We start from the raw sequence: 21,763 nt of genomic DNA, 5'->3' as shown, positions 1-21,763 counted from the left end.
CGATTTGGTCCGCTGCCACGGATGATCGCTGATCGACCGCGCCCGGCGAAATCGCGGATTGCTCGGCCCTGTTCGATGCCGGCGACAATTATGGTTAAAGCCTTGTTAAAGAGCGCCCGTTTATAGTCGATCGATGAACAAGCCTTTCCCGACTGAGGACCAATTTTGACATCGAGCGGGGACCTTCTCGAACTGGCCTGCCGCCGGATCGCGGATCTGGAGCACCCTGCCTATGTCAAGAACAGTGAGCTTCGCTACGTGGCCGTCAACGAGGCCTATGCATGCTTCTTCGGAAAGGAAATCTCCGATTTCATCGGGCGTCGGAGTCGCGAACTCGTTGATACGCCGGAAGAGGAGATCCGCGAGGACAAGGAACGGCGTGCTCTCGTCTTCGCGAGCGAGGAAAGCGCGGTTTGCTTCGATGCCGGTGCTGTCGGGTATCAGCGGGTGCGAATCGAGAGCTTCTCGCCGTCCGAAGACCGTGTCTACATATTGGGTCTTTTCGAAAGGAAGGCCCCGCGTCATGGCAGCGATAGCCGTTCGGCGTCGGCCTTGGCACGCAGCCAGGCTCTGACAGAAGATCTCCAAAACATCCTTCGCGCTCTTCCCGTCGGCGTCATGATCCTCGACGACAAGCGCGATGTTCTCTACGCCAATGACGAGTTCTACTATGTCTGGGATCTGCCGCGTGACCACCGCTTTGACGGCTGGGCCTTCATCGACGTGATCCGTCATAGTCACGAGCTCGGACGCTACGGCGCCAGGTTGACACCTGAGCAGATCCTTGCGCGGCGGGAGGCGCATTTCCAGGCGGCAGAGAGGGAACAGCAGCCGGTGGAGCTCGGCTGGGTCGGCGGCAAGCGAGTGCTTTTCGATGGCCGTAGTCTCTCCAATGGCCGGGTTCTGCTTTCCTATGCCGATGTGACTGCGGTCCGTGAGCGCGAAAAGGAAGTCCACGAAACGCGCGCAGCGCTCGAGCATCTGGGCGATCTGATGCACGACGCGACGCGCGCAATGTCCCAGGGCCTTTTGATCGTGCAGGACGGGATCATCCTGCTCGCCAGCGACCCGCTCAGCGACATTCTCGCCATTCCCCCCGAATACCTTTCTGTCGGCCGGGGATGGATCGACCTCTTCCGGTTCTGCGCTCAACGTGGGGATTTTCACGGTCAGGAGGATGAAATCCTCACGAGTTGGCGTGACAACATCGCGGCCAAGAAACCGATCTCGACGCCATTCCATGTCGCCGGAGAGCGTTGGGTCAACCTGGATGCAACCATCAGCGAGCGGCAGCATTGGATTGCGTTGTTCACCGACGTTACCGAAGCAAAGGAGCGCGAGGCCGAGCTCGAGCGGCTGCTGGCACGGGCGGAAGCCGCCGATCGCGTCAAATCGGAGTTCCTGGCGAATATGAGCCATGAGATCCGGACACCCATGAACGGTGTTCTCGGCATGGCTGAATTGCTGGCGAAGACCAATCTCGATACGCGTCAGAAGACGTTCATCGATATCATCGTCAAATCAGGCAATGCGCTGGTGACGATCATCAACGACATTCTTGATTTCTCCAAGATCGATGCCGGCCAGATGACGCTCCGACGCACGACGTTCGATCTGGTCGAGGCGATCGAGGATGTTGCGACCCTCCTGTCGTCACCGGCAGCCGAAAAAAACATAGAGCTGCTGGTGCGCACGGCGCCTGATTTGCCGTCGGCCGTAATCGGCGACGCTGGGCGCTTCCGGCAGATCATCGCCAATCTTCTCGGCAATGCCGTGAAGTTCACGGAGCGTGGTCACGTCCTTGTGGACGTCGGCTTTGCACCGGGCGCGCAAGACGAGATCATGGCGAGCATCCGGGTTAAGGATACCGGCATCGGCATTCCGGGCGACAAGCTCGGAACCATTTTTGACAAGTTCTCGCAGATCGACGCATCCTCCACGCGTCGCCACGAGGGAACCGGACTTGGCCTTGCCATCACGGCAGGACTGGTCGACTTGTTCGGCGGCTACCTCGAGGTGGACAGTCAGCCGGGGGAAGGCTCGGTCTTTACCGTGAACCTGCCTTTCGTCGTGGCCGCGGCGCGGCTGGCAAAGCCGCTGCCCGTCAACGTAATGGGTGCGCGTGTTCTCGTCGTCGACGACAACGCGGTCAACCGACAGATTCTGACCGAACAATTGGTGCTTTGGGGCTTCGATGGCGCGGCAGCCGAAGACGGATCCGCGGCAATTGCAATCCTCGAGGCTGCGCACGAGTGTGGCATAGGGATCGATGCGGTCGTGCTCGACTACCAGATGCCGGGCATGAATGGTGCCGGGATCGCACGGAAACTGCGCATCGACAGGCGCTTCGAGCGTCTGCCGATTATCTTTCTCACATCGATGGACATTTCCGGGACCGAAAAAGAGTTCGCAGCGCTAAACGGCCAAGCCTATCTGATGAAGCCGGCGCGGGCCACCGTGCTGAGGAACACCATCGTTGACGTCGTGCGCGCGAGCCGGGCAAAGCAGATGACCGCGGCTGTCACCATGCCGCCCAGCGTTCAGGCGGAACCGCCCCCGCTCCCCAAGGTCCAGCCTTCCAAACGTGCACCAACGGAGTTCATCGATGTGCTGGTTGCGGAAGACAACGAGGTCAACCAGATCGTCTTCACGCAGATATTGCAGGAAACCGGCCGCAACTTTCTCGTTGTCGGCAACGGCTGGGAGGCCGTCGAGGCATGGGAGCGTTATACCCCGCGCATCATCATGATGGATGTCTCGATGCCCGTGATGAACGGCCATGACGCGACGCGCGCAATACGCGATCGCGAGTGCGGACAAGGCCATCGCGTGCCAATTATCGGAGTGACAGCGCATGCGCTGGAGGCCGACCGCGACGTTTGCCTGGAGGCAGGCATGGACGATTACATGTCAAAGCCGATCAGCCCGGAACTGCTCGAAGAGAAGCTGGAGCTCTGGTTGGGCCGAAGCGAGCAACAGGCTGGGCGCTCGGCGAGCTAGGATTTGATGCCGCAGAGCATCTCGCGCTTTCCGGCAAAGCCGCTGCGACGCTCCACCACAAAGCCTGCCGCGATCAGGTTGCGCCGGACAAAGCCGGCCGCCGCATAGGTCGCAAAGGTTCCGTTCGTCTTCGTCTTGTCGCAGACGAGGCGCATCAATTCCGCAGACCACATATCGGCGTTGCGCGACGGCGCGAAGCCGTCGAGATACCAGGCATCGAAGCGGGCCTCGGTGGCCGCAACGCCTTCAAGAGCGCGGCCGCAGACGACGCTGAGGGATGTCTGGTCATCAAGCCTCAGGGATACCGTTCCCTGAGGCGTTTCTGGCCAGGCTACCGCCAGGGCTTGCCGTTCGGCATCGATCTCGGTCCAATGAGAAAGGGCACGGTCGATTTCCTCGCGCTGCATCGGATAGAGCTCGAACGACATGACGTGCAGTTTTTGCCCCGTACGCCGATTGAGCTTCCACTGGCGCCATGTTTCGGCAAAGTTCAGACCGGTGCCGAAGCCGAGCTCGCCGATCAGGAAGTCGCCGAGATTCTGCCAGCGTTGCGGCAGGCCGTTGCCGGCAAGGAAGACATGCCCGCATTCCAACCTGCCATCAGTCTGGCAATAAAAATGGTCGCCAAAGGCCGGTGAATAGGGCATATCGCCGTCGCGCCACTCAAGCGGCTGGTGCGCGCCAGAAATTTTTTCAGGATCCGTATCTGTCATGACCAAAGCCGATAGTCCGGCCTTGTCTTCCGGTCAATCATCGACTGCCCTGCTGATCGTCGGCGGCGGGATCCTGGGACTGTGGGCGGCAGTTCACGCGGAGCGTCTCGGCATCGATGCGCTGCTCGTCGACGCCGATCGGCTCGGCCACCGCGCGAGCGGGGGCCTGCTCGGAGCGCTCATGGCGCATATGCCGGACAAGTGGAACGCCAAGAAGCAATTTCAGTTCGATGCGCTGGTTTCGCTGGAAGCGGAGATTGCAGCGTTGGAACAGCAGACGGGCCTTTCCGCCGGCTATCGCCGCTCAGGGCGTCTCATTCCGTTGCCGAAGCCGCATTTGCGCGAGATCGCGCTTGGCCATTCCCGGGATGCTGAGGACCGCTGGATCGCGGGCGAGCGGCGTTTCCACTGGCATGTACTCGACAGGCCTCCGCAAGACAATTGGCTCGACGGAGCGGCTGGCGAAAGCGGCTTGGTGCACGACACGCTTGCCGCCAGAGTTGCCCCCCGCTCTCTCATCGCTGTACTCGCTGCATTCCTGCGTGACGCACGGCATGTCCGCGTTGCCGAGCACGTTTCGGTCGATGATTTCGATCTTGAGCGCAAGGTCGCAAAGACCAGCATGGGCGACGTTACTTTCAGCCAATGCATTGTGGCCGCGGGCCACCAATCCTTTCCCTTGCTCGAGCGTTTTACGAGGGGTCTTTCAAAGCCGCTGGGCCAGCCCGTCAAAGGCCAGGCGGCATTGCTGAAAGTCGACATGGACCCGTCCATGCCGACGATCTTCCGCGATGGGCTGTATATCGTTGCGCATGAGGGCGGTCATGTCGCCATCGGCAGCACGAGCGAGGTTCGCTTCGATGAGCCGTTCTCGACAGATCGACAGCTGAACGCACTGATTGAGGCAGCCGCACAACTGGTGCCGGCATTGCAAGGCGCGCCCGTTCTTGAACGATGGGCCGGTCTGCGGCCGAAGGCGATCGACCGTGATCCGATGGTTGGCGCGCATCCAGACCATGACGGCCTGATCGCCTTGACCGGCGGCTTCAAGGTCAGCTTCGGTCTGGCGCACCATCTGGCGGCGGTCGCGGTCCACCTTGGCGCCGGTCGTCAGCCGCCCTTTGCGCTGCCCGAAAGCTTCCTGCTTGCCAATCACATCCGCGTGGCTTCACGCTAAACGTGAATTAGCATTTCCTGCCTTTCGTCAATCTGTCACGCAAATCACCTATCTGCTAGCGCAATCGCGGCGCCGACTGAGGGCTGCGCCGTTTGTCTACGGAGGAAATTCGATGCGCTATGCCATTTGCTTCACGCCCGCTGCGAGCGACCCGCTCTCATATGTGGCCGCAAACTGGTTGGGTCGGAATGTGTTTTCCGGCGAGACGGTTGAGCCGACCGCAATACGCGGCCTGAGCATTCACGAGATCGCTTTCCATACGGCGATGCCACGCCGCTATGGTTTTCATGGTGTCCTGAAGGCGCCCTTCCGCCTTGCCGCCGATGTGACGGAGGCGCAACTTTTGCGTGATCTTATGCGCTTCTGCGGCACGCTTTCGCCGTTTCACATCAATCGTCTGGAGGTGGCAAGGCTCGGTGCGTTCTACAGTCTCGTCCCGTCGCTGCCCTGCGAACACGCCCACTACCTTGCCAGCGCCGTTGTTCAGGAGTTCGATCGATTCCGCGCGCCGTTGAGCGAGGCGGAAATCGAGCGGACGGATCCGGGTGGTCTATCTGCCGCGCAGTTCGCCAATCTGCATCGCTGGGGAAGCCCCTATGTGATGGACGAATTTCGTTTTCACATGCCGCTGACCGGCCCCGTCAGCCATTCCGACATGCCACGGGTCGAACAGGCGCTTCGGGGCGTCTTCGAGCCGGTCCTTGCCGATCGCGTGAAGGTCGCCAACGTTGCGTTGATGATCGAGGAAGGAAACGGCGGGCCGTTTCGCGTGCATTCGCTGCATCCGATGGGCAAGGTCAGCGCTCGGCGGGATCGTGTTCCAGCGTTTGCCTAAGGGTTTGTGCCGCAAAGGCGAAACTCTGTTGCGTACTTTCCGTCTCGACATTCCGTCACCGGATGCTACCGTTTCGCCGACTTTCAGGAAGGTGATTTCATGGTATCCGAGACCTATGCGCGCAATCTCATCGGCTATGGACGCAATACGCCCGATCCGAAGTGGCCGGGCGATGCCCGCGTGGCCGTCCAGTTCGTCATCAATTACGAAGAGGGTGGCGAAAGCTGCATTCTAGACGGCGATCCGGCCTCCGAAAACCTTTTGTCGGAAATCGTCGGTGCTGCACCCTGGCCGAGCCAACGCAACCTCAACATGGAGTCGATCTACGAATATGGCTCGCGCGCCGGTTTCTGGCGGTTGTGGCGCCTGTTCACGGAACTCAAGGTTCAGGCGACCGTTTATGGCGTGACGCTCGCCATGGCGCGCAACCCCGAGGCCGTCGCGGCCATGAGGGAAGCCGGCTGGGAAATCGCCAGCCATGGCTACCGCTGGCTGGAATACAAGGACTTCCAGGAAGACGTCGAGCGCAAGCATATTCAGGAAGCCGTGCGCCTGCACACGCAGCTGACCGGCGAGCGTCCCTACGGCATGTATCAGGGCAAGCCCTCGGACAACACGCTGCGTCTCGTTATGGAAGAGGGAGGGTTCCTTTATTCTTCGGACTCTTATGCCGACGATCTGCCGTTTTGGGTGAAGGGCATCGATGACAATCCGTTCCTCATCATTCCCTATACGCTCGAAACCAACGACATGCGGTTTGCCACGCCACAGGGCTTCAATTCGGGCGACCAGTTCTTCACCTACCTCAAGGATGCCTTTGATACGCTGTATGAAGAAGGCAAGGCAGGCAGCCCCAAGATGATGTCGGTCGGCCTGCACTGCCGCCTTGTTGGTCGCCCTGGCCGCGCAGCGGCGCTGAAGCGGTTCATGGAATACGTGCTGAAGCATGACAAGGTGTGGATCCCGCGGCGCATCGAGATCGCGCAGCATTGGCATGCCCACCACAAGCCGGAGACGATCTGATGCTTTCGCGCGACGAGTTCGTATCACGTTATGGCGGCGTCTTTGAGCATTCGCCGTTCATTGCCGAGCGCGCCTATGACGACGGTTTCATCGGTGATGAACTGACCGTGGATCGTGTGCACACGGCGCTCGTCGCCATCTTTCGTGCGGCAAGCCTGGAAGAGAGGCTCGGCGTGCTGCGCGCTCATCCCGATCTTGCCGGGCGCCTCGCGATAGCAGGCGAGCTGACGGAAGACAGCAAAAAGGAACAGGCAGGCGCCGGGCTCGATCGCCTGAGCGCCGAGGAGCACGCACGGTTCACCGAACTCAACGCCGCCTATGTCGAAAAATTCGGCTTTCCGTTCATCATCGCCGTGAAGGGGCTGAACAAGGACGATATTCTCGCGGCCTTCGAAAAGCGCGTCGACAACGGCCGCGACGAGGAATTCGCCACCGCCACGGCTGAGGTCGAGCGCATTGCGCTGCTGCGCCTCGAAACAATGTTGCCGGGGCGTTGAGACAGCCCGGTCGTACCGCTTTTCTCTTTTGCCTCCGTGACTTATAGTTGCGTCATGAAACCCTCAGAAGTGCTGCAGAAGAACAGGCAGGCGATCCGCGAAGCGACGAAGCGCTTCAACGCGACGAACCCGCGTGTCTTCGGCTCCGTGGCGCGCGGCGAGGATCGGCCCGATAGCGACCTGGATATCTTGGTCGACACCTTGCCAGGTACGACATTGTTCGATCTTGGCGGGTTGCTGGAGGATTTGACGGAGACACTCGGCGTGAAGGTGGATCTGGTAACGCCCGGAGGTCTTCCCGACAAGATACGCGAACACGTTCTCTCGGAAGCGATCGTCGTATGAGCACAGAACGGCTCGTGGAATATGTCGATCGTATGCAGCAAGCTGCCGAGCAGGCACGCGCGCTGACTGAGGGCATGACCGAGAACGCTTTTCTGGCAGATCTCAGAACCCAACTCGCCGTGACCATGTCCCTAGTCCTCCTGGGCGAAGCCGCAGATCGGATCGGCGTTCGCCATCCCGATTTCATCCGCGATCACGCTGAACTTCCCTGGGCAAAGATAAAGGGAATGCGCAATCTGATCGTGCACGACTACTATCGCGCGGACCTTTCGGCCATTTGGGGCACCGTCCGAAGTGATTTGTCCGACCTGATCTCGCAGCTTCAATCGATACGCCATTGGCGCATCCAAGGCGAATAAACCTGTGAACCAACGTCTCGAGATTCTTCCCCTCACCAAATCTGCCTTCGCGCCCTTCGGCGACGTCATCGAAGCCGATCCGGCAACGATGCGCTATATCAACAACGGCACGACGGAGCGCTTCCATGCATTGGCCGCCGCCGAAGTGGTGGGCGAGGGCGCGCGCGTCATCATCAACCTTTTCCGCGGCCAGCCGCGTGCCTTTCCCTATGAAGTCGCCATGATGGAGCGGCATCCGTTCGGCAGCCAGAGCTTTTCGCCGATCGCCGGCCGCCCCTACCTCGTTGTCGTGTCTAAGGACGAAGGCGGCAGGCCCGGTCGCCCTCGGGTGTTCCTGGCCCGAGGCGACCAGGGCGTGAACTATCGCCGCAATGTCTGGCATCATCCGCTGATGTCTCTCGGCGTCGCCAGTGACTTCCTCGTCGTAGACCGTGAGGGACCCGGTAACAATCTGGAAGAATTCGTCTTCGAAACCCCGTTCATCATCAGCGAGCCGATCCTATGACCGGACTGACCACACACGTTCTCGATACCGCCTCCGGCAAACCGGCCGCAGGGCTGCGGATCGATCTCTTCCATCTGGATGGGGACTTCCGTCGCCACATCAAGACCGTCAGTACAAATTCCGACGGCCGGGTCGATGGCGGACCCATCTTGATCGGCGACAGCTTCAGGGCGGGAACCTACGAACTGCTCTTCCACGCTGGCGACTACCTGCGCGCCGCGGGTGTCGCCCTGCCGCATCCGGCCTTTCTGGATCTTGTGCCCATCCGTTTCGGCATCGCCGACGTGAGCGCGCATTATCACGTGCCGCTGTTGATCTCGCCCTATGGCTATTCGACCTATCGCGGCAGCTAGACCATGCGTTTTGCCGCCATTGCAGACATCCATGGCAATCATCTCGCGCTGGAAGCGGTGCTTGCCGATATCGCGACGCAGGGGGTTACCGATATCGTCAATCTCGGCGATTGCTTCAGCGGGCCGCTGACGGCGGGGCGAACCGCTGAGCGCCTGCGGGGGCTCGCCATGTTGACCGTGCGCGGCAATCACGATCGCTATCTGATTGAACAGGCGCGGGAAGCCATGCATGCCTCCGACGCGGCTGCTTTCATTCAGCTGAACGAGGAGGACCTGCAATGGCTGCGCAGCCTGCCGACGAGTGCAGTCTACCGTGACGAAATCTATCTTTGCCACGCGACGCCGGCGAACGACAACATCTACTGGCTGGAATCCGTGTCCGTCGAAGGTCACGTGTTCCTGAAGCCGCTCGCGGAGATCGAGGCGCTGGCGAAAGGCACGGATTTCCCGCTGATCCTGTGCGGCCACAGCCATATCCCGCGAATGGTTCGCCTCAGCGACAACAGGCTCATCGTCAATCCCGGTAGCGTCGGCTGCCCCGCCTATGACGATGACGCGCCACACTACCACAAGGTCGAGACCGGTCACCCCCTGGCGTCCTACTGCATTCTCGAGAAGGGCGAGGCTGGCTGGCTGGCGAACTTCCGAACCGTCGCCTACGACCATATGGCCATGTCCTGCCTCGCAAAAGAAAACGCCCGCCCGGATTGGGCAGGCGCGCTTGCGACAGGCTGGATTTCGTAAGTTACTGCCGGCCAGCGATGATTGACGAGTTGACGTCGTTGATGTCGCGCTTGCCGCAGAGGGCCATGGTGACGTCCATTTCCTTGCGCAGGATGTTGAGGGCGAGTGTAACGCCATCCTTACCCATGGCGCCGAGGCCGTAGAGGAAGGGGCGTCCGATATAGGTGCCCTTGGCGCCGAGGGCGATCGCCTTCAGCACGTCCTGGCCGGAGCGAATGCCGCCGTCCAGATGCACCTCGATCTTGTGGCCGACGGCGTCGACGATACCAGGCAGCATGCTGATGGAAGAGGGAGCGCCGTCGAGCTGACGGCCGCCATGGTTGGAGACGATGATGGCATCGGCGCCGGTTTCAGCTGCCGCCTTCGCATCCTCGACGTCGCAGATGCCCTTGATGATCAGCGGGCCGCCCCATTGTTCCTTGATCCGGGTAACGTCTGCCCAGGAAAGCTGCGGGTCGAACTGCTCCGCCGTCCAGGACGAGAGCGAGGAGAGGTCCGAAACGTTCTTGGCGTGCCCGACGATGTTGCCGAAGGTGCGGCGCTTCGTCTGCAGCATGTCCAGGCACCAGAACGGGCGCGTCGCCATCTGCCAGACGTGCTTCGGGGTGAACTTCGGCGGTGCCGAAAGGCCGTTGCGCAGGTCCTTATGGCGCTGGCCGAGAATCTGCAGGTCGGCGGTCAGGACGAGGGCAGAGCACTTCGCCGCCTTGGCGCGGTTGATCAGGTTGAGCACGAAGTCTTTATCGCGCATCACGTAGAGCTGGAACCAGAAGGGCTTCGTGGTGACCGAGGCGACATCTTCGATCGAGCAGATGCTCATCGTCGACAGCGTGAAGGGAACGCCGAATTCCTCGGCGGCGCGGGCGGCCAGCATTTCACCGTCGGCATGCTGCATGCCGGTCATGCCGGTCGGGGCAAGTGCCACCGGCATTGCCACCTTCTGGCCGATCATCGTCGTCTCCAGCGTGCGGTTCGTCATGTCGACGAGCACGCGCTGGCGCAGCTTGATCTTGGAGAAATCGCTCTCGTTCGCCTGGTAGGTCGACTCTGTCCAGGCACCGGAATCCGCATAGTCGAAAAACATCTTCGGGACGCGGCGCTGGGCAAGACTTTTCAGGTCGGCGATCGTGAGAGGCGTGGCCATGGATAAGACTTTCACATCTGAATAACGCCATGGCCCTTAACATGATTTCCAAGGCTTTGTGTATCTCTTTCATGCCTATGGAACAAGAATCAGACTGCCTGCGGCACGTCCCTCTTCGAGGAATTGCTGGGCTAGCGCAGCCTCCTCCAAAGCGTATTCGCGGGCGATCGTTGCAGCGATGCCGGATGCCAGCATTTCGACCACCGCCTCGGCTGCGGCCAGGTAGCTTGAGGTATCCGTGATGTAGGCCATGATGCTCGGATGCGTCAGCCATTTTCCCGGACGGAGCTCGTCGACCGAGACGGGCGGGATCGGCCCGCCTGCCTGTCCGATGGTTGCCACGACGCCGAGCGGACGGACGGCGCGAATGGACTTTGCCAGCATCCCGCCGCCGATGCCGTCATAGGCAACGTCAACGCCTCTGTTGTCTGTCAGCGTCTTCACGGCGCCGACGACATCGGCATTACGGCCGACGATCAGGTGATCGGCGCCATATGCGCGGGCAAGCTCTGCCTTTTCCTGCGAGCTGACGGTTCCGATGACGGTGGCGCCAAGGTGCTTGGCCCACGGCACGAGGATGCTTCCGAGACCTCCGGCGGCGGCATGGACGAGGAGGGTGGTTCCGGGCTCGACGCGGTAGGTCTTGGTCAGCAGCATATAGGCCGTCAGCCCCTTCAGCATGGAGGCAGCGGCAACCTGCGAGGGCACGCTATCAGGCAGGCGGATGGCGCGCGCTGCTGGCAGTAGTCGTGTCGCGGCATAGGCGCCGACAGGCGCGCCAGCGTAGACAACGCGGTCGCCGGCCTTCAGGTCCGTGACCTCTCTTCCGACTGCTTCCACGACGCCGGCGCCTTCGACGCCGAGCACGGCGGGGTAGGCAGGCAACGGGTAGAGCCCGCGCCGGTGGTAGATGTCGAGGAAGTTTATGCCGACCGCATCATGGCGTATCCGGATTTCAGTTGCGCCCGGATCCTGCGGCGTCTGTTCAAAAACCTGCAATTGCTCGACGCCGCCTGGCGCGAGAAGTGTAACGACCCTGTCCATGAAAGCGCACTCCGATTGCTGTGCAGCCATCATTGCGCGTGGCGTCATGATCGAAAATTCCCTATTGATTGTCATTCAATGGGAAAAAATGAACAATGATCGATTGGGAAAGTCTTCGCTATTTTGCTGCCTTGGCGCGGACCGGCACGTTGCTCGGGGCTGCTCGTGCTCTCGGAGTCGAGCATGCGACGGTTTCCCGGCGGGTTGCCGGGCTCGAGGAGCAGACGGGCGTGAAGCTGGTCGACCGGCGCGGCCGCCGCATTCTGCTGACGCCGGAAGGCGAGCGGGTGGCGGCGATGGCCGAGCGCATGGGCGAGGAGGCTCTTGCGGTCGAGAGGCTGGGGCTTGCTGCCGGTGCGACGCTTGCCGGGGAGGTCAGGATCAGCGCGCCGCCGACGCTCGCTGCCGCACTGCTGCCGGCCGCACTGGTCGCGTTGCGCGGTCGGCATCCCGATATCGGCATCACGATCGTCGGTGAGACACGCTACGCCTCACTCGATCGGCGGGAGGCCGATATTGCCGTTCGCATGACGAAGCCGGAGCAGGGCAACTTCGTCATCAGCAAGCTCGGAGATGTCGCTTTCGGCTTCTATGCCACGGCTGCTTATCTTGCGGCGACGCCGGACGAGCAGAGGACCTTCATCGCCTATGACGAAACGATGGCGAGCGCGCCGCAATCGATACGGCTTGCCGAGGCAACGGAGGGCCGCAAGGTGGCGCTGCGGGCAACGACGCTGGAGTTTCAGCTCGCCGCAGCGCGTGCCGGCGGCGGCATCGCCATGCTGCCGAATTTCATGCTGGCCGGCCTGGATGATCTTGTCGAAGCGATCCCTCAACCGCGCCCGCTGACGCGAGAACTGTGGCTCGTCGTCCATGCCGACATCCGCAGCGTGCCGATCGTCCGGGTTGTCATGGACGCGTTGAAGTCGATTTCGTGGTCGGGCTGATACGCCGCAGCTATCCATCAGCCCGTTCGTCCCACATTACCAAGGGCGATAGCGCAAGTAGACGACATCGCCTTCTAGTTGCTCGAGGGACATGAGCGACAAACGCGTTGCCGGCTCTATCGGACGATCGAACGTGGTCGGCACGTTGACGCTGCCGTCGGCGACAGGCAGGATGAGGAGGCTGATCTCGTCGATGAGCCCGGCCGACAGAAAGCTGCCGTTGATGCCGCCGCCGCCTTCGAGCAACAGCCGTTCGATGCCGAAATCGGCACTGAGGCGTTCGAGAGCGAGAGCCAGGTCGATCTCGTTTCGTCCGGCAAAGAGATAGGAAATTCCGTCGCGGCGCAGTTCCGCCAGATGGTTGTCCGGCACACTCTCCGGCAGGATCATCACGATCGGGTCGCCGTTGATCTCGTTGATGTTCATGTGCAGCTTGGCACCCTGATCGACCGCGACCGCATAGGGGCCTTTCGCGGCTCCCGGCGCCTTCCAGGCGGAGCGAGGGAAGGCCTCGTGCGTCACGACTGGCCGGGGATCGTCCTCTGCGAATTCGGCCATCGTCACGCGTCCGACGATCCAGGCGTCGCCCGCAAGCTCGCGATGCAAGCGTTCATAGATCGCGGTGAGGGCGGCCGTGATCTCCTGTGGCCATTGCGACGGCACGATCCTGCCGTCGATGCTCGATCCCATGTGCATGACGACGTATGGCTTCACGTTGTTCTCCGGTATGGTGAAGGCGGCCGGCTCCGGCCGCCCTCGATTTCAATATTCCTGCTTCGTCGGCCTGAACAGGATTTCGTTGACATCGACGTCCTCCGGCTGGCTCATGGCGAAGGCCACCATGCTGGCGAAGGAGGCGGCAGGGATCGCCAGTTCGTAGACCTTGCGAACGCGCTCGGCGACATCGGGTTCCGTGATGCTGTCGGGCAGCTCGGTCGCAACCGCGCCCGGCGAGATGATCGTCGTGCGGATGTTGTAGGGTTTTACCTCCTGCCGCAGTCCCTCCGAAATCACGCGCACGCCATGCTTTGTCGCCGCGTAGACGGCGCCGCCCGGATTGACCTTGTGGCCGGCCACCGACGAAACGTTGATGATGTGACCGCTCTTCTGCTCCTTCATGTAGGGCAGCGCCGCGCCAATGCCGTAGAGCACGCCCTTCAGGTTGACGTCGATCATCCGGTCCCAATCCTCGACCTTGCCGCGCTCGAGAGGAGAGTGCGGCATCAGGCCGGCATTGTTGATGATCACGTCGATGCGACCGTGCAGCCGAACGGCATGATCGACCAGCCGCTTGACCTGATCAAAGCGCGTCACGTCGGTTTCGATGACTGCATCACCGCCGAGGTCGAGCTCGTCCGCGATCGCCATCAGCCGATCGAGGCGTCGTGCGCCAAGAACGAGTTTGGCTCCGTCTCTGGCAAGACGGCGGGCGGCGGCTTCTCCGAGGCCGCTGCTTGCGCCGGTGATGACGACGACCTTATCCCTGATGCCTTCCGTCATGGCATGTCCTTTCCATCCGTTTTGGTCGCCACCTAGCGATCGACCCTGGCCTGCAGGTGCGCCGGGTAGCGGTCGCCTTCGACCTTTATGCCCGAGAGGGCGGTTTCGATGCCGGCGAGATCCTCGCTCGTCAGCTGCACGGTGGCGGCGCCGATATTTTCTTCCAGGCGGTGGATCTTCGTCGTGCCGGGGATCGGCACGATCCAGGACTTGCGGGCCAGCAGCCACGCAAGAGCGATCTGCGCCGGCGTCGCATTCTTCTGCCGCGCGATCTCGCCCAGGCGATCGACGAGCGCCTGGTTGGCCTTGCGGGCCTCGGCGGAAAAGCGCGGCACGACGTTGCGGAAATCCTTGCTGTCGAAGGTCGTCGTCTCGTTGATTGCGCCGGTCAGGAAGCCCTTGCCGAGCGGGCTGAAGGGGACGAAGCCGATGCCGAGCTCTTCGAGGGTCGGCAGGATCTCCTGCTCCGGTTCACGCCACCACAGGGAATATTCGCTCTGGAGTGCGGCGACAGGTTGGACCGCATGGGCGCGCCGGATCGTCCTGGCACCCGCTTCCGAGAGGCCGAAATGCTTGACCTTGCCTTCGCCGATCAGCTCCTTGACAGTGCCGGCGACGTCCTCGATCGGCACGTCGGGATCGACGCGATGCTGGTAGAAAAGATCGATGACGTCGGTGTTGAGACGCTTCAACGCCGCATCCGCAACCTCCCTGATGTGGGCGGGCCGGCTATTCATACCGCTCTGAGCGCCGTCCGGGCCGAAGTTGAAGCCGAACTTGGTCGCGATGGCGACCTTGTCGCGGAAGGGCGCCAGCGCCTCGCCGAGCAGTGTTTCGTTCTTGTACGGACCGTAGGCCTCGGCGGTGTCGAAGAAGGTGACGCCGCGTTCGAAGGCGGCGCGGATCAGCTTGATGGCGTCCTGCGCGTCCGTCGCCGGGCCGTAGCCATAGCTAAGGCCCATGCATCCGAGGCCGATGGCGGATACTTCGAGGCCGCTCGTTCCAAGTGTACGCTTGTGCATTGGTATCTCCTCGTTCAGTTCTGGTATTGCTCGTCGGTGACCTTTTCCAACCAGTCGACCACCTTGCCGTCGCGGGCTTCGGCGATCGCGATATGGGTCATGGCTGTGGTAGCGGAGGCGCCGTGCCAGTGCTTCTCGCCCGGTTCGAACCAGACAATGTCGCCGACGCGGATCTCCTCGACCGGGCCGCCTTCGCGCTGCGCCCGACCGCTGCCTGAGATGACGATCAACGTCTGGCCGAGCGGATGGGTGTGCCAGGCCGTGCGTGCGCCCGGCTCGAAGGTCACGGTTGCGCCGCCGACGCGCGCCGGCGCTGTCGCCTGGAACGGCGCGTCGATCCGGACCGTTCCGGTGAAATAATCCGCCGGTCCCTTGGCGGATGGATCGGAGCCGTTTCGCTTGATTTTCATCTCTCGTCCTTTCGTGACTTCGCAGCCTGGTGCTTTTCCGGCCGTGTCGGAGAGAGATTTAGGGCGTTCGGTTTCTTGCGATTAGATGGTATAAATCGCAAATGCTTATGAGAAGGGCTCATGAATGACGCGCCAATCGATCAACGATCTTGTGGCCTTTCTCGCCGTGGCGCGGGAAAAGAGCTTCACCAAGGCAGCGGCCAAGCTCGGCGTGTCGCAATCCGCCCTCAGCCACACGATCCGCGGGCTTGAAACCCGGCTCGGGCTTCGGCTTTTGACGCGTACGACGCGCAGCGTGTCGCCAACGGAGGCGGGCGAGCGGTTGCTGACCTCGATCGGGCCGCGCTTCGACGAGATAGAGAGCGAATTGGCAGCACTCAGCGAGTTTCGCGAGAAGCCGGCGGGCACAATCCGCATCAATGCCGGCGAGCATGCGGCCGATGCCATTCTGTGGCCGGCACTCGAAAAGCTGCTACCGCACTATCCCGACATCAACGTCGAGATCATCGTCGACTACGGGCTGACCGACATCGTCGCCGAGCGCTACGATGCCGGCGTGCGGTTGGGCGAGCAAGTGGCGAAGGACATGATTGCGGTGCGCATCGGACCGGATATGCGCATGGCGGTGGTGGGGGCGCCAGCCTATTTCGAGCGGCGACCCAAACCGGAGATACCTGCCGATCTGACCGACCATAACTGCATCAACCTGCGCCTTCCCACCTATGGCGGCGTCTATGCCTGGGAATTCGAGAAGGACGGCCGCGAGCTGAAGGTGCGCGTCGAGGGGCAGCTGGTGTTCAACAATGTCCAGCTGCGGTTGAACGCGGCGCTTTCGGGGATCGGCCTGGCCTACATGCCGGAAATGCTGGTGCAGCAACATCTCTCGGCAGGCGGGCTCGTCCGGGTGCTTGAGGATTGGTGTGCGCCGTTCCCCGGCTATCATCTCTACTATCCGAGCAGACGGCAGACCTCTCCGGCGTTTTCGCTCATCGTCAACGCGCTTCGTTATCGCGCGTGAGCGACAGGGGCCCCAACGGTCGGTGGCCGGTTCTTCCAAGCAGCGCGAAAACTCAAATGGTGCTCTTGGCCGCGACGCCGGCCACGTATGTCTCGACGATCGCGCGGTCGTCTCCCATCGTCTGCAGCACGAACAGCTCTTCCGGCAGCGTCTTCACCACCTCCATCTTCAGTGCCATGGCCGGGGTGGCGGCAGCATTAAGGACGACGATATCGGCGTCCGAGCCGACATCGAGCGTGCCGATCCGCTCGGCGAGCGACAGCGATCGGGCGTTGCCGAGCGTCATGTGGTAATAGCTTTCCAGCGGGTTCAGGCGTTCGCCAAGCAATTGCTGGATCTTGTAGGCCTCGTCCATCGTGCGCAGCATGGAATAGCTGGAACCGCCGCCGATGTCGGTCGCGACACCGATGCGCACCGGTTTGTCCCGGCGCGCAAGCGCCTTCAGCGGGAAGAGGCCGGAGCCGAGGAAGAGGTTCGAGGTCGGGCAGTGCACGGCGACCGAGCCTGTCTCGCTCATCGCATCGGCCTCGCGATCCGAGAGATGAATGCAGTGGCCGAAGAGCGTCTTGTCGCCAAGCAGGCCGTAGCGCGCATAGATATCGGTATAATCGATCGCCTCGGGATAGAGCTCGCAGGTGAACTTGATTTCGTCGTGATTTTCCGAGAGGTGCGTCTGGATGTGCAGGTCGGGAAACTCGCGGGCGAGTGCCTGGGTGGCTTCCATCTGCGCCGGCGTCGAGGTGATCGCGAAGCGCGGCGTGATGGCGACGTGGCAGCGGCCCTTGCCATGCCATTCGGCGATGATCTGACGGGTCTCGTCGTAGCCCATCTGAGGCGTGTCCAGCAGTCCCTGCGGGGCGTTGCGGTCCATCATCACCTTGCCGCCGACCATGCGCATGTTGCGTCTCAGCGCCTCGGCGAAGAAGGCATCGGCGGAGGTCTTGTGGACGGAGCAGTAGGCGACCGCCGTCGTCGTTCCGTGGCGCACGAGCTCGTCGTAGAAATGCGTGGCGATGCGCGCGGCATGGGCGCTTTCGACGAAGCGGCATTCCTCCGGGAAGGTATAGGTGTTCAGCCATTCCAGCAGGTTTGCCGCATAGGAGGCGATCACCTGCATCTGCGGGAAATGAAGATGCGTGTCGATGAAACCCGGCATGATCAGATGCGGCCGATGATCGACGGCCACGACGTCGGCGGGGGCTTGCGCGCTCACCTTGTCGTAAGCGCCGCAGGCAAGGATGAGGCCATCCTCGATCAGCAGCCCGCCGTCGCTCTCGTAGAGGTAGCTTCCGGTGTCGCCAAGCTCTTGCGGCGCACGCAAAAAGGTGAGCAGCCGGCCGCGGAGAAGTGTGTGTGTCATGGCGTTCTGCCCCCTCTGTCTATTGTCCGGTCGTGGCGGTTTTCGCGTCACGGTGCCGGCTGGGCCGCGATTGCCGCCGGCGTGGCGGCGCAGCCGTACATGGTCTTGTCCCCGAATGCCAGAACCGCGTTGAGCGGGTAGTGGCGATCGGACATGCCATCGGAGCAATCCGCCTTGGTCAGCGTCAGCTTGAAGGGAGCCGGTCCACCGGGGACCGTCCAGCTGGCTCTTTCCTTCTCGACCAGCGGGCCTGGGTTGACGCTTTTTACGTCTTCAGCGCCGGGGCGGCTGAAGGTGATGCTGTCGGAGCGGATCCTGATCGCCCAGAAGGGTTCGGTGCCGAGGGCGTTCAGATCGCCGGAAAAATCGCCTGCGGGTGCCGCCGGGCTACCCTGTGGCGCCGTCGTATCCACGCCGCTCTGGCCGCAGGCGGTCAGCGTGGAAGCGAGAAGCAGGGCACGAAGGGCGGCTGAGGTCATTCCTGTTTGCCTTGGACTGCACTTTCGAACCAGGCGACGAGCAGTTTGCGCTCGTCCGGGGTGATGTCGGTGACGTTGCCGGGCGGCATGGCGTGGCTGCGGCCCGCCTGTATATAGATCTGGCGGGCGTGAGCGGCAATTTCCGCATCGGTTTCCAGCATCACGTTGTTCGGCGGCCGCGCCAGTCCTTCATAGACCGGCTCGGCGGCATGGCACATCAAACAGCGTGTGCCGACAAGCTGCTTGACCGCGGGAAAATGCGGGTCACCGGCGAATTGCTGGAAGGCGGGCGCGACAGCCTGCGCATCCTTCTCGCCGGTCAGCACCTTCGGCACCGTCGACAGCCACATGATCAGGATGAAGAGGATGAGGGTGACGATCCAGGTCCAGGTCGGGCGTCCCTTGCGGGCATGCGTCGTGTTGAACCAGTGGCGGATGGTGACGCCCATCAGGAAGACGAGGGCGGCGATCACCCAGTTGTAGGCGGTGCCAAACGCCAGCGGATAGTGGTTCGACAGCATGAAGAAGATGACGGGCAGCGTCAGGTAGTTGTTGTGGAGCGAGCGCTGCTTGGCGATCGCACCGTACTTCGCATCGGGGGTGCGCCCGGCGATCAGGTCGGCGACGACGATCTTCTGGTTCGGGATGATGATCATGAAGACGTTGGCCGACATGATTGTTGCCGTGAAGGCGCCGAGATGCAGGAAGGCGGCGCGGCCGGTGAAGAGCTGCGTGTAGCCCCAGCCCATGAAGACGATCACGGCGTAAAGCACGACCATCAGGCCCCAGGTGTTCTTGCCGAGCGGCGACTTGCACAGCAGGTCGTAGACGATCCAGCCGACGGCGAGCGAGGCAAGCGAGATCAGGATCGCCACCGGGGCGCTGATGTCGAGCACATGGCGGTCGATGAGGAAGAGGTCGGCGCCGCCGTAATAGACGATGCAGAGCATCAGGAAGCCGGATAGCCAGGTGAAGTAGCTTTCGTACTTGAACCAGGTCAGGTGCTCCGGCATCTGCGCCGGGGCCACGAGATACTTCTGGATATGATAAAAGCCGCCGCCGTGAACCTGCCATTCCTCGCCATAGGCGCCCGGCGGAAGATGCGGCCGCTTCACCAGACCGAGATCGAGTGCAATGAAATAAAAGGACGAGCCGATCCAGGCAATCGCGGTGATGACGTGGAACCAGCGGGCCGCAAAGGCCAGCCATTCCCACGCTATGGCGTATTCATACATGGAGTTCCCCTGTTCTTCAGTGTCGCCACATTGCAGAAAGTCGCGCGCGGAGGAAAGGGGATAAGGCGTCAGCCGCGGCTGCAACGTACCCGGCAACCTCGCCCACGGTCACGAATTTTTGAAAATGCTTCATGCGAGTTGACTGCACACGCGACACTGGCAGCGCCTGGGACCAAGATTTCATGCTCGGCAATCACGTCGAGTTCGTATTCTCAGAAGGCCTACATGCTTTTTGAAGATCGAAAGAACGCTCCAGCTCGTTTCGCCGGCGGCTTCAAGATGTGCATTCCGCCCTTATCTCGCCCTCGGACGGAAACGACAGCCAGTCCTGATAGAGGCTGCAATATGCAAACCATATCAACGCCGTTGGCTAGGCTGCTAAGACGGCGAAGCTCGCCGACCTCTTTCGCGCCAGGATCGTCCTGCTGCGGGATGCGTTCCTGTACATTCAACGCGAGCCAGTCAAAAGAATGCATGCCAAGCCAAGATGTCGACGCTTTTGCATTGGATGCTCCCTCATGGCGTTGATCTCGCGATCATCGAGCCCGTTTGCGGATTGCCGTCCGCAAACCACGCGGAATGGTTAGGCGTCCTTGAATGTGCGGTCTGTCGAGGCCGCTTTGCAGCATGAAAAGTGGCTTGAAATGTCACGGTTCGATTACAATTTCATTTTTGAGGCCGTCGGGATGAGGTGAAAACCGCTTCATTCCGGCGGCGCATTCATCAACGGAGAAGATGCCAATGCGCAGCATTCTTGTGTGTGTGATGATTGCATTCGCGTCCTGTGTTCAGGCCCATGATGCGCCTTCAGGCTGGAGCTACGAGCCCTTCTGTTGCAACGGCGACAGCGAAACCGGAGACTGCCAGATGATCCCGCCAAAAAGCGTGGCGATTACGCCGCATGGCTATCGGGTGACGTTGTTGCCAGGCGATCATAGGCTTGTCACACATGCGCATGTCTTCCTCCTTCCCATGGGCAAGGCAATGCGTTCGGGTGACGGCGACTACCATCTCTGCCTGTTCCCGAACGAGGATACGCCGCGCTGCTTCTACGCGCCGCAGATGGGTTATTAGCTGCCGTTGGTCACGGCGACGTTCATTTCCTCGAGAATCCAGTTTCGGAATGCTTTGATTTTAGGAACGTTGCGGCGGCTTTCCGGATAGGCCAGCCAGTAGTCCCAATCGTTGTCGCTGCAAAGCAGTGGAAAGGGCTGGAGCAGCCGACCGGCGGCAAGGTCATCGCGATAGAATGCCGGCGTCAGGATCGCCACGCCCTGTCCCGCAAGGGCAGCACTCGCCTCGAAGGATTGCGCGCCGAGCCGGCTGCGCGGTCTGCCCGCAAGGTCGGGATCGGCGACACCGGCCGCCTCGAACCATGACGTCCACCACGAGTCGCCGGCATCGATCAATCGCAGTTTGAGGAGATCGCTCGGCTGGTGGATGCCGCCGGCACTGGCTGCAAGTTCGGGGCTCAGCATCGGAGTGAAATCGATCGCCAGCAGCCGGTGGGAAACGAGGCCCGGCCACTCGCCCTTGCCGCTGCGGATCGCGATGTCGGCGGGCTCCCTGGCAAAATCGATCAGCGAGTCCGATGTGATCAAGCGTACGGCGGTGGCGGGATATTTGAGGTGAAACGAGCCGAGATGACGCGCCAGCCATTGCGAGGCGAAGGTCGGCGTGGAGTGAATGAGCAGCGTTTCCTCGGTTGCTGCGCGAACCGAGGCCATCGCTTCGTGCAACATGGCGAAGGCTTCCGTCACTTTGGGCGCCAGCCGTTCGCCGGCGTCGGTCAGCCTGATATGGCGCGGGCGGCGCATGAAGAGGGGCTCGCCGATATTCTCCTCCAGCAGCTTCACCTGGTAGCTGACGGCCGTTTGCGTCATGCCGAGTTCGTCGCCGGCCTTGGTGAAACTGCCAAGCCGCGCGACGGCCTCAAATACGCGCAGCGCGTTCAGGGGAAACTGCTTCGACAGCTTCATGGATAAGTTCTCTTTATGCGTCCAGACGAGCGTTCGATTGGAATTTCAGCATTTATTGGCGCAATCTGCAACCC

Annotated in this window: 24 protein-coding genes; 13 read left to right on the top strand and 11 right to left on the bottom strand. The window is 61.7% G+C overall.

What is annotated here, in order from left to right; genetic code table 11:
• The first annotated feature begins 165 nt into the window (after positions 1 to 165).
• A complete protein-coding gene (locus ACSQ9D_RS12860; protein ID WP_436282546.1) occupies positions 166 to 3,000 on the top strand; it encodes a response regulator in 2,835 nt (944 codons plus the stop codon).
• Here the strand turns inward: ACSQ9D_RS12860 and mnmD are convergent.
• Positions 2,997 to 3,713 (bottom strand): tRNA (5-methylaminomethyl-2-thiouridine)(34)-methyltransferase MnmD, encoded by a 717-nt coding sequence (gene mnmD, locus ACSQ9D_RS12855; RefSeq protein WP_436282545.1) that lies wholly within the window; start codon positions 3,711 to 3,713, stop codon positions 2,997 to 2,999. The two genes, ACSQ9D_RS12860 and mnmD, sit on opposite strands and share 4 nt — an antisense overlap.
• On the opposite strand from mnmD, the gene ACSQ9D_RS12850 reads away from it, so the two are divergent.
• From ACSQ9D_RS12850 to ACSQ9D_RS12810, 9 genes are all read left to right on the top strand, one after another.
• Entirely contained in the window at positions 3,712 to 4,890 is a 1,179-nt protein-coding gene (locus tag ACSQ9D_RS12850; RefSeq protein WP_436282544.1) for an NAD(P)/FAD-dependent oxidoreductase, read from the top strand. The genes mnmD and ACSQ9D_RS12850 overlap by 2 nt on opposite strands.
• A 112-nt stretch (positions 4,891 to 5,002) precedes the next feature.
• Positions 5,003 to 5,725, top strand: a complete 723-nt coding sequence (locus tag ACSQ9D_RS12845) for a DUF1045 domain-containing protein (RefSeq protein ID WP_436282543.1) — start codon at positions 5,003 to 5,005, stop codon at positions 5,723 to 5,725.
• Positions 5,726 to 5,824: 99 nt separating this feature from the next.
• Positions 5,825 to 6,748, top strand: coding sequence for an allantoinase PuuE (puuE, locus tag ACSQ9D_RS12840; RefSeq protein ID WP_436282542.1), 924 nt, complete (start codon positions 5,825 to 5,827; stop codon positions 6,746 to 6,748).
• Positions 6,748 to 7,245 (top strand): 2-oxo-4-hydroxy-4-carboxy-5-ureidoimidazoline decarboxylase, encoded by a 498-nt coding sequence (uraD, locus tag ACSQ9D_RS12835; protein WP_436282541.1) that lies wholly within the window; start codon positions 6,748 to 6,750, stop codon positions 7,243 to 7,245. Before puuE ends, uraD begins: the two co-directional genes overlap by 1 nt.
• 54 nt (positions 7,246 to 7,299) lie before the next feature.
• A complete protein-coding gene (locus ACSQ9D_RS12830) occupies positions 7,300 to 7,590 on the top strand; it encodes a nucleotidyltransferase family protein (RefSeq protein ID WP_436282540.1) in 291 nt (96 codons plus the stop codon).
• Positions 7,587 to 7,949, top strand: a complete 363-nt coding sequence (locus ACSQ9D_RS12825) for a HepT-like ribonuclease domain-containing protein (RefSeq protein ID WP_037118359.1) — start codon at positions 7,587 to 7,589, stop codon at positions 7,947 to 7,949. Before ACSQ9D_RS12830 ends, ACSQ9D_RS12825 begins: the two co-directional genes overlap by 4 nt.
• A gap of 4 nt (positions 7,950 to 7,953) precedes the next feature.
• Positions 7,954 to 8,454: an ureidoglycolate lyase gene (locus ACSQ9D_RS12820; RefSeq protein WP_436282539.1), complete on the top strand. Its 501-nt coding sequence runs from the start codon at positions 7,954 to 7,956 to the stop codon at positions 8,452 to 8,454.
• Positions 8,451 to 8,807 (top strand): hydroxyisourate hydrolase, encoded by a 357-nt coding sequence (gene uraH / locus ACSQ9D_RS12815; RefSeq protein ID WP_436282538.1) that lies wholly within the window; start codon positions 8,451 to 8,453, stop codon positions 8,805 to 8,807. Before ACSQ9D_RS12820 ends, uraH begins: the two co-directional genes overlap by 4 nt.
• 3 nt (positions 8,808 to 8,810) lie before the next feature.
• Positions 8,811 to 9,551, top strand: a complete 741-nt coding sequence (locus ACSQ9D_RS12810; RefSeq protein WP_436282537.1) for a metallophosphoesterase family protein — start codon at positions 8,811 to 8,813, stop codon at positions 9,549 to 9,551.
• 1 nt (position 9,552) lies between these two features.
• Here the strand turns inward: ACSQ9D_RS12810 and ACSQ9D_RS12805 are convergent, their stop codons facing one another.
• Together ACSQ9D_RS12805 and ACSQ9D_RS12800 are read right to left on the bottom strand one after the other, a co-directional pair.
• Complete coding sequence (locus tag ACSQ9D_RS12805; protein ID WP_436282536.1) at positions 9,553 to 10,695, bottom strand: alpha-hydroxy acid oxidase; 1,143 nt, start codon at positions 10,693 to 10,695, stop codon at positions 9,553 to 9,555.
• Between the two features lie 75 nt (positions 10,696 to 10,770).
• Positions 10,771 to 11,739, bottom strand: coding sequence for a quinone oxidoreductase family protein (locus tag ACSQ9D_RS12800; RefSeq protein WP_436282535.1), 969 nt, complete (start codon positions 11,737 to 11,739; stop codon positions 10,771 to 10,773).
• Between the two features lie 95 nt (positions 11,740 to 11,834).
• Between ACSQ9D_RS12800 and ACSQ9D_RS12795 the strand changes: the two genes are divergently transcribed.
• Positions 11,835 to 12,686 carry a LysR family transcriptional regulator gene (locus tag ACSQ9D_RS12795; protein ID WP_436282534.1) on the top strand — a complete coding sequence of 284 codons (852 nt, stop codon included), beginning with the start codon at positions 11,835 to 11,837 and terminating at the stop codon, positions 12,684 to 12,686.
• Positions 12,687 to 12,722: 36 nt separating this feature from the next.
• Here ACSQ9D_RS12795 and ACSQ9D_RS12790 read toward each other — a convergent pair whose 3' ends face one another.
• From ACSQ9D_RS12790 to ACSQ9D_RS12775, 4 genes are read right to left on the bottom strand one after another with little or no spacing between them, the layout of a single operon-like run.
• Complete coding sequence (locus tag ACSQ9D_RS12790) at positions 12,723 to 13,400, bottom strand: dihydrofolate reductase family protein (protein ID WP_436282533.1); 678 nt, start codon at positions 13,398 to 13,400, stop codon at positions 12,723 to 12,725.
• A gap of 48 nt (positions 13,401 to 13,448) precedes the next feature.
• On the bottom strand, positions 13,449 to 14,186 hold the full coding sequence (locus ACSQ9D_RS12785; protein WP_436282532.1) for an SDR family oxidoreductase: 738 nt from the start codon (positions 14,184 to 14,186) through the stop codon (positions 13,449 to 13,451).
• A gap of 32 nt (positions 14,187 to 14,218) precedes the next feature.
• Positions 14,219 to 15,208, bottom strand: coding sequence for an aldo/keto reductase (locus ACSQ9D_RS12780; protein ID WP_436282531.1), 990 nt, complete (start codon positions 15,206 to 15,208; stop codon positions 14,219 to 14,221).
• A gap of 14 nt (positions 15,209 to 15,222) precedes the next feature.
• A complete protein-coding gene (locus ACSQ9D_RS12775; RefSeq protein WP_436282530.1) occupies positions 15,223 to 15,618 on the bottom strand; it encodes a (R)-mandelonitrile lyase in 396 nt (131 codons plus the stop codon).
• A gap of 124 nt (positions 15,619 to 15,742) precedes the next feature.
• Between ACSQ9D_RS12775 and ACSQ9D_RS12770 the strand changes: the two genes are divergently transcribed.
• Complete coding sequence (locus tag ACSQ9D_RS12770; protein ID WP_436282529.1) at positions 15,743 to 16,636, top strand: LysR family transcriptional regulator; 894 nt, start codon at positions 15,743 to 15,745, stop codon at positions 16,634 to 16,636.
• Positions 16,637 to 16,688: 52 nt separating this feature from the next.
• Here ACSQ9D_RS12770 and guaD read toward each other — a convergent pair whose 3' ends face one another.
• The 3 genes from guaD to ACSQ9D_RS12755 are packed head-to-tail and all read right to left on the bottom strand — an operon-like array spanning position 16,689 to position 19,710.
• On the bottom strand, positions 16,689 to 17,996 hold the full coding sequence (guaD, locus tag ACSQ9D_RS12765) for a guanine deaminase (RefSeq protein ID WP_436282528.1): 1,308 nt from the start codon (positions 17,994 to 17,996) through the stop codon (positions 16,689 to 16,691).
• 47 nt (positions 17,997 to 18,043) lie between these two features.
• Positions 18,044 to 18,475 carry a COG3650 family protein gene (locus tag ACSQ9D_RS12760; RefSeq protein ID WP_436282527.1) on the bottom strand — a complete coding sequence of 144 codons (432 nt, stop codon included), beginning with the start codon at positions 18,473 to 18,475 and terminating at the stop codon, positions 18,044 to 18,046.
• Positions 18,472 to 19,710: a urate hydroxylase PuuD gene (locus tag ACSQ9D_RS12755; protein ID WP_436282526.1), complete on the bottom strand. Its 1,239-nt coding sequence runs from the start codon at positions 19,708 to 19,710 to the stop codon at positions 18,472 to 18,474. Before ACSQ9D_RS12755 ends, ACSQ9D_RS12760 begins: the two co-directional genes overlap by 4 nt.
• Before the next feature lie 741 nt (positions 19,711 to 20,451).
• Here ACSQ9D_RS12755 and ACSQ9D_RS12750 point away from each other — a divergent pair.
• Positions 20,452 to 20,784 (top strand): hypothetical protein, encoded by a 333-nt coding sequence (locus ACSQ9D_RS12750; protein ID WP_024313971.1) that lies wholly within the window; start codon positions 20,452 to 20,454, stop codon positions 20,782 to 20,784.
• Here the strand turns inward: ACSQ9D_RS12750 and ACSQ9D_RS12745 are convergent.
• Entirely contained in the window at positions 20,781 to 21,689 is a 909-nt protein-coding gene (locus ACSQ9D_RS12745; RefSeq protein WP_436282525.1) for a LysR substrate-binding domain-containing protein, read from the bottom strand. The two genes, ACSQ9D_RS12750 and ACSQ9D_RS12745, sit on opposite strands and share 4 nt — an antisense overlap.
• Positions 21,690 to 21,763: the final 74 nt, after the last annotated feature.

This window comes from Rhizobium sp. LjRoot258 (assembly GCF_964254185.1).
GTDB lineage: Bacteria > Pseudomonadota > Alphaproteobacteria > Rhizobiales > Rhizobiaceae > Rhizobium.
This window is presented reverse-complemented; position numbering and strand designations above follow the sequence as displayed.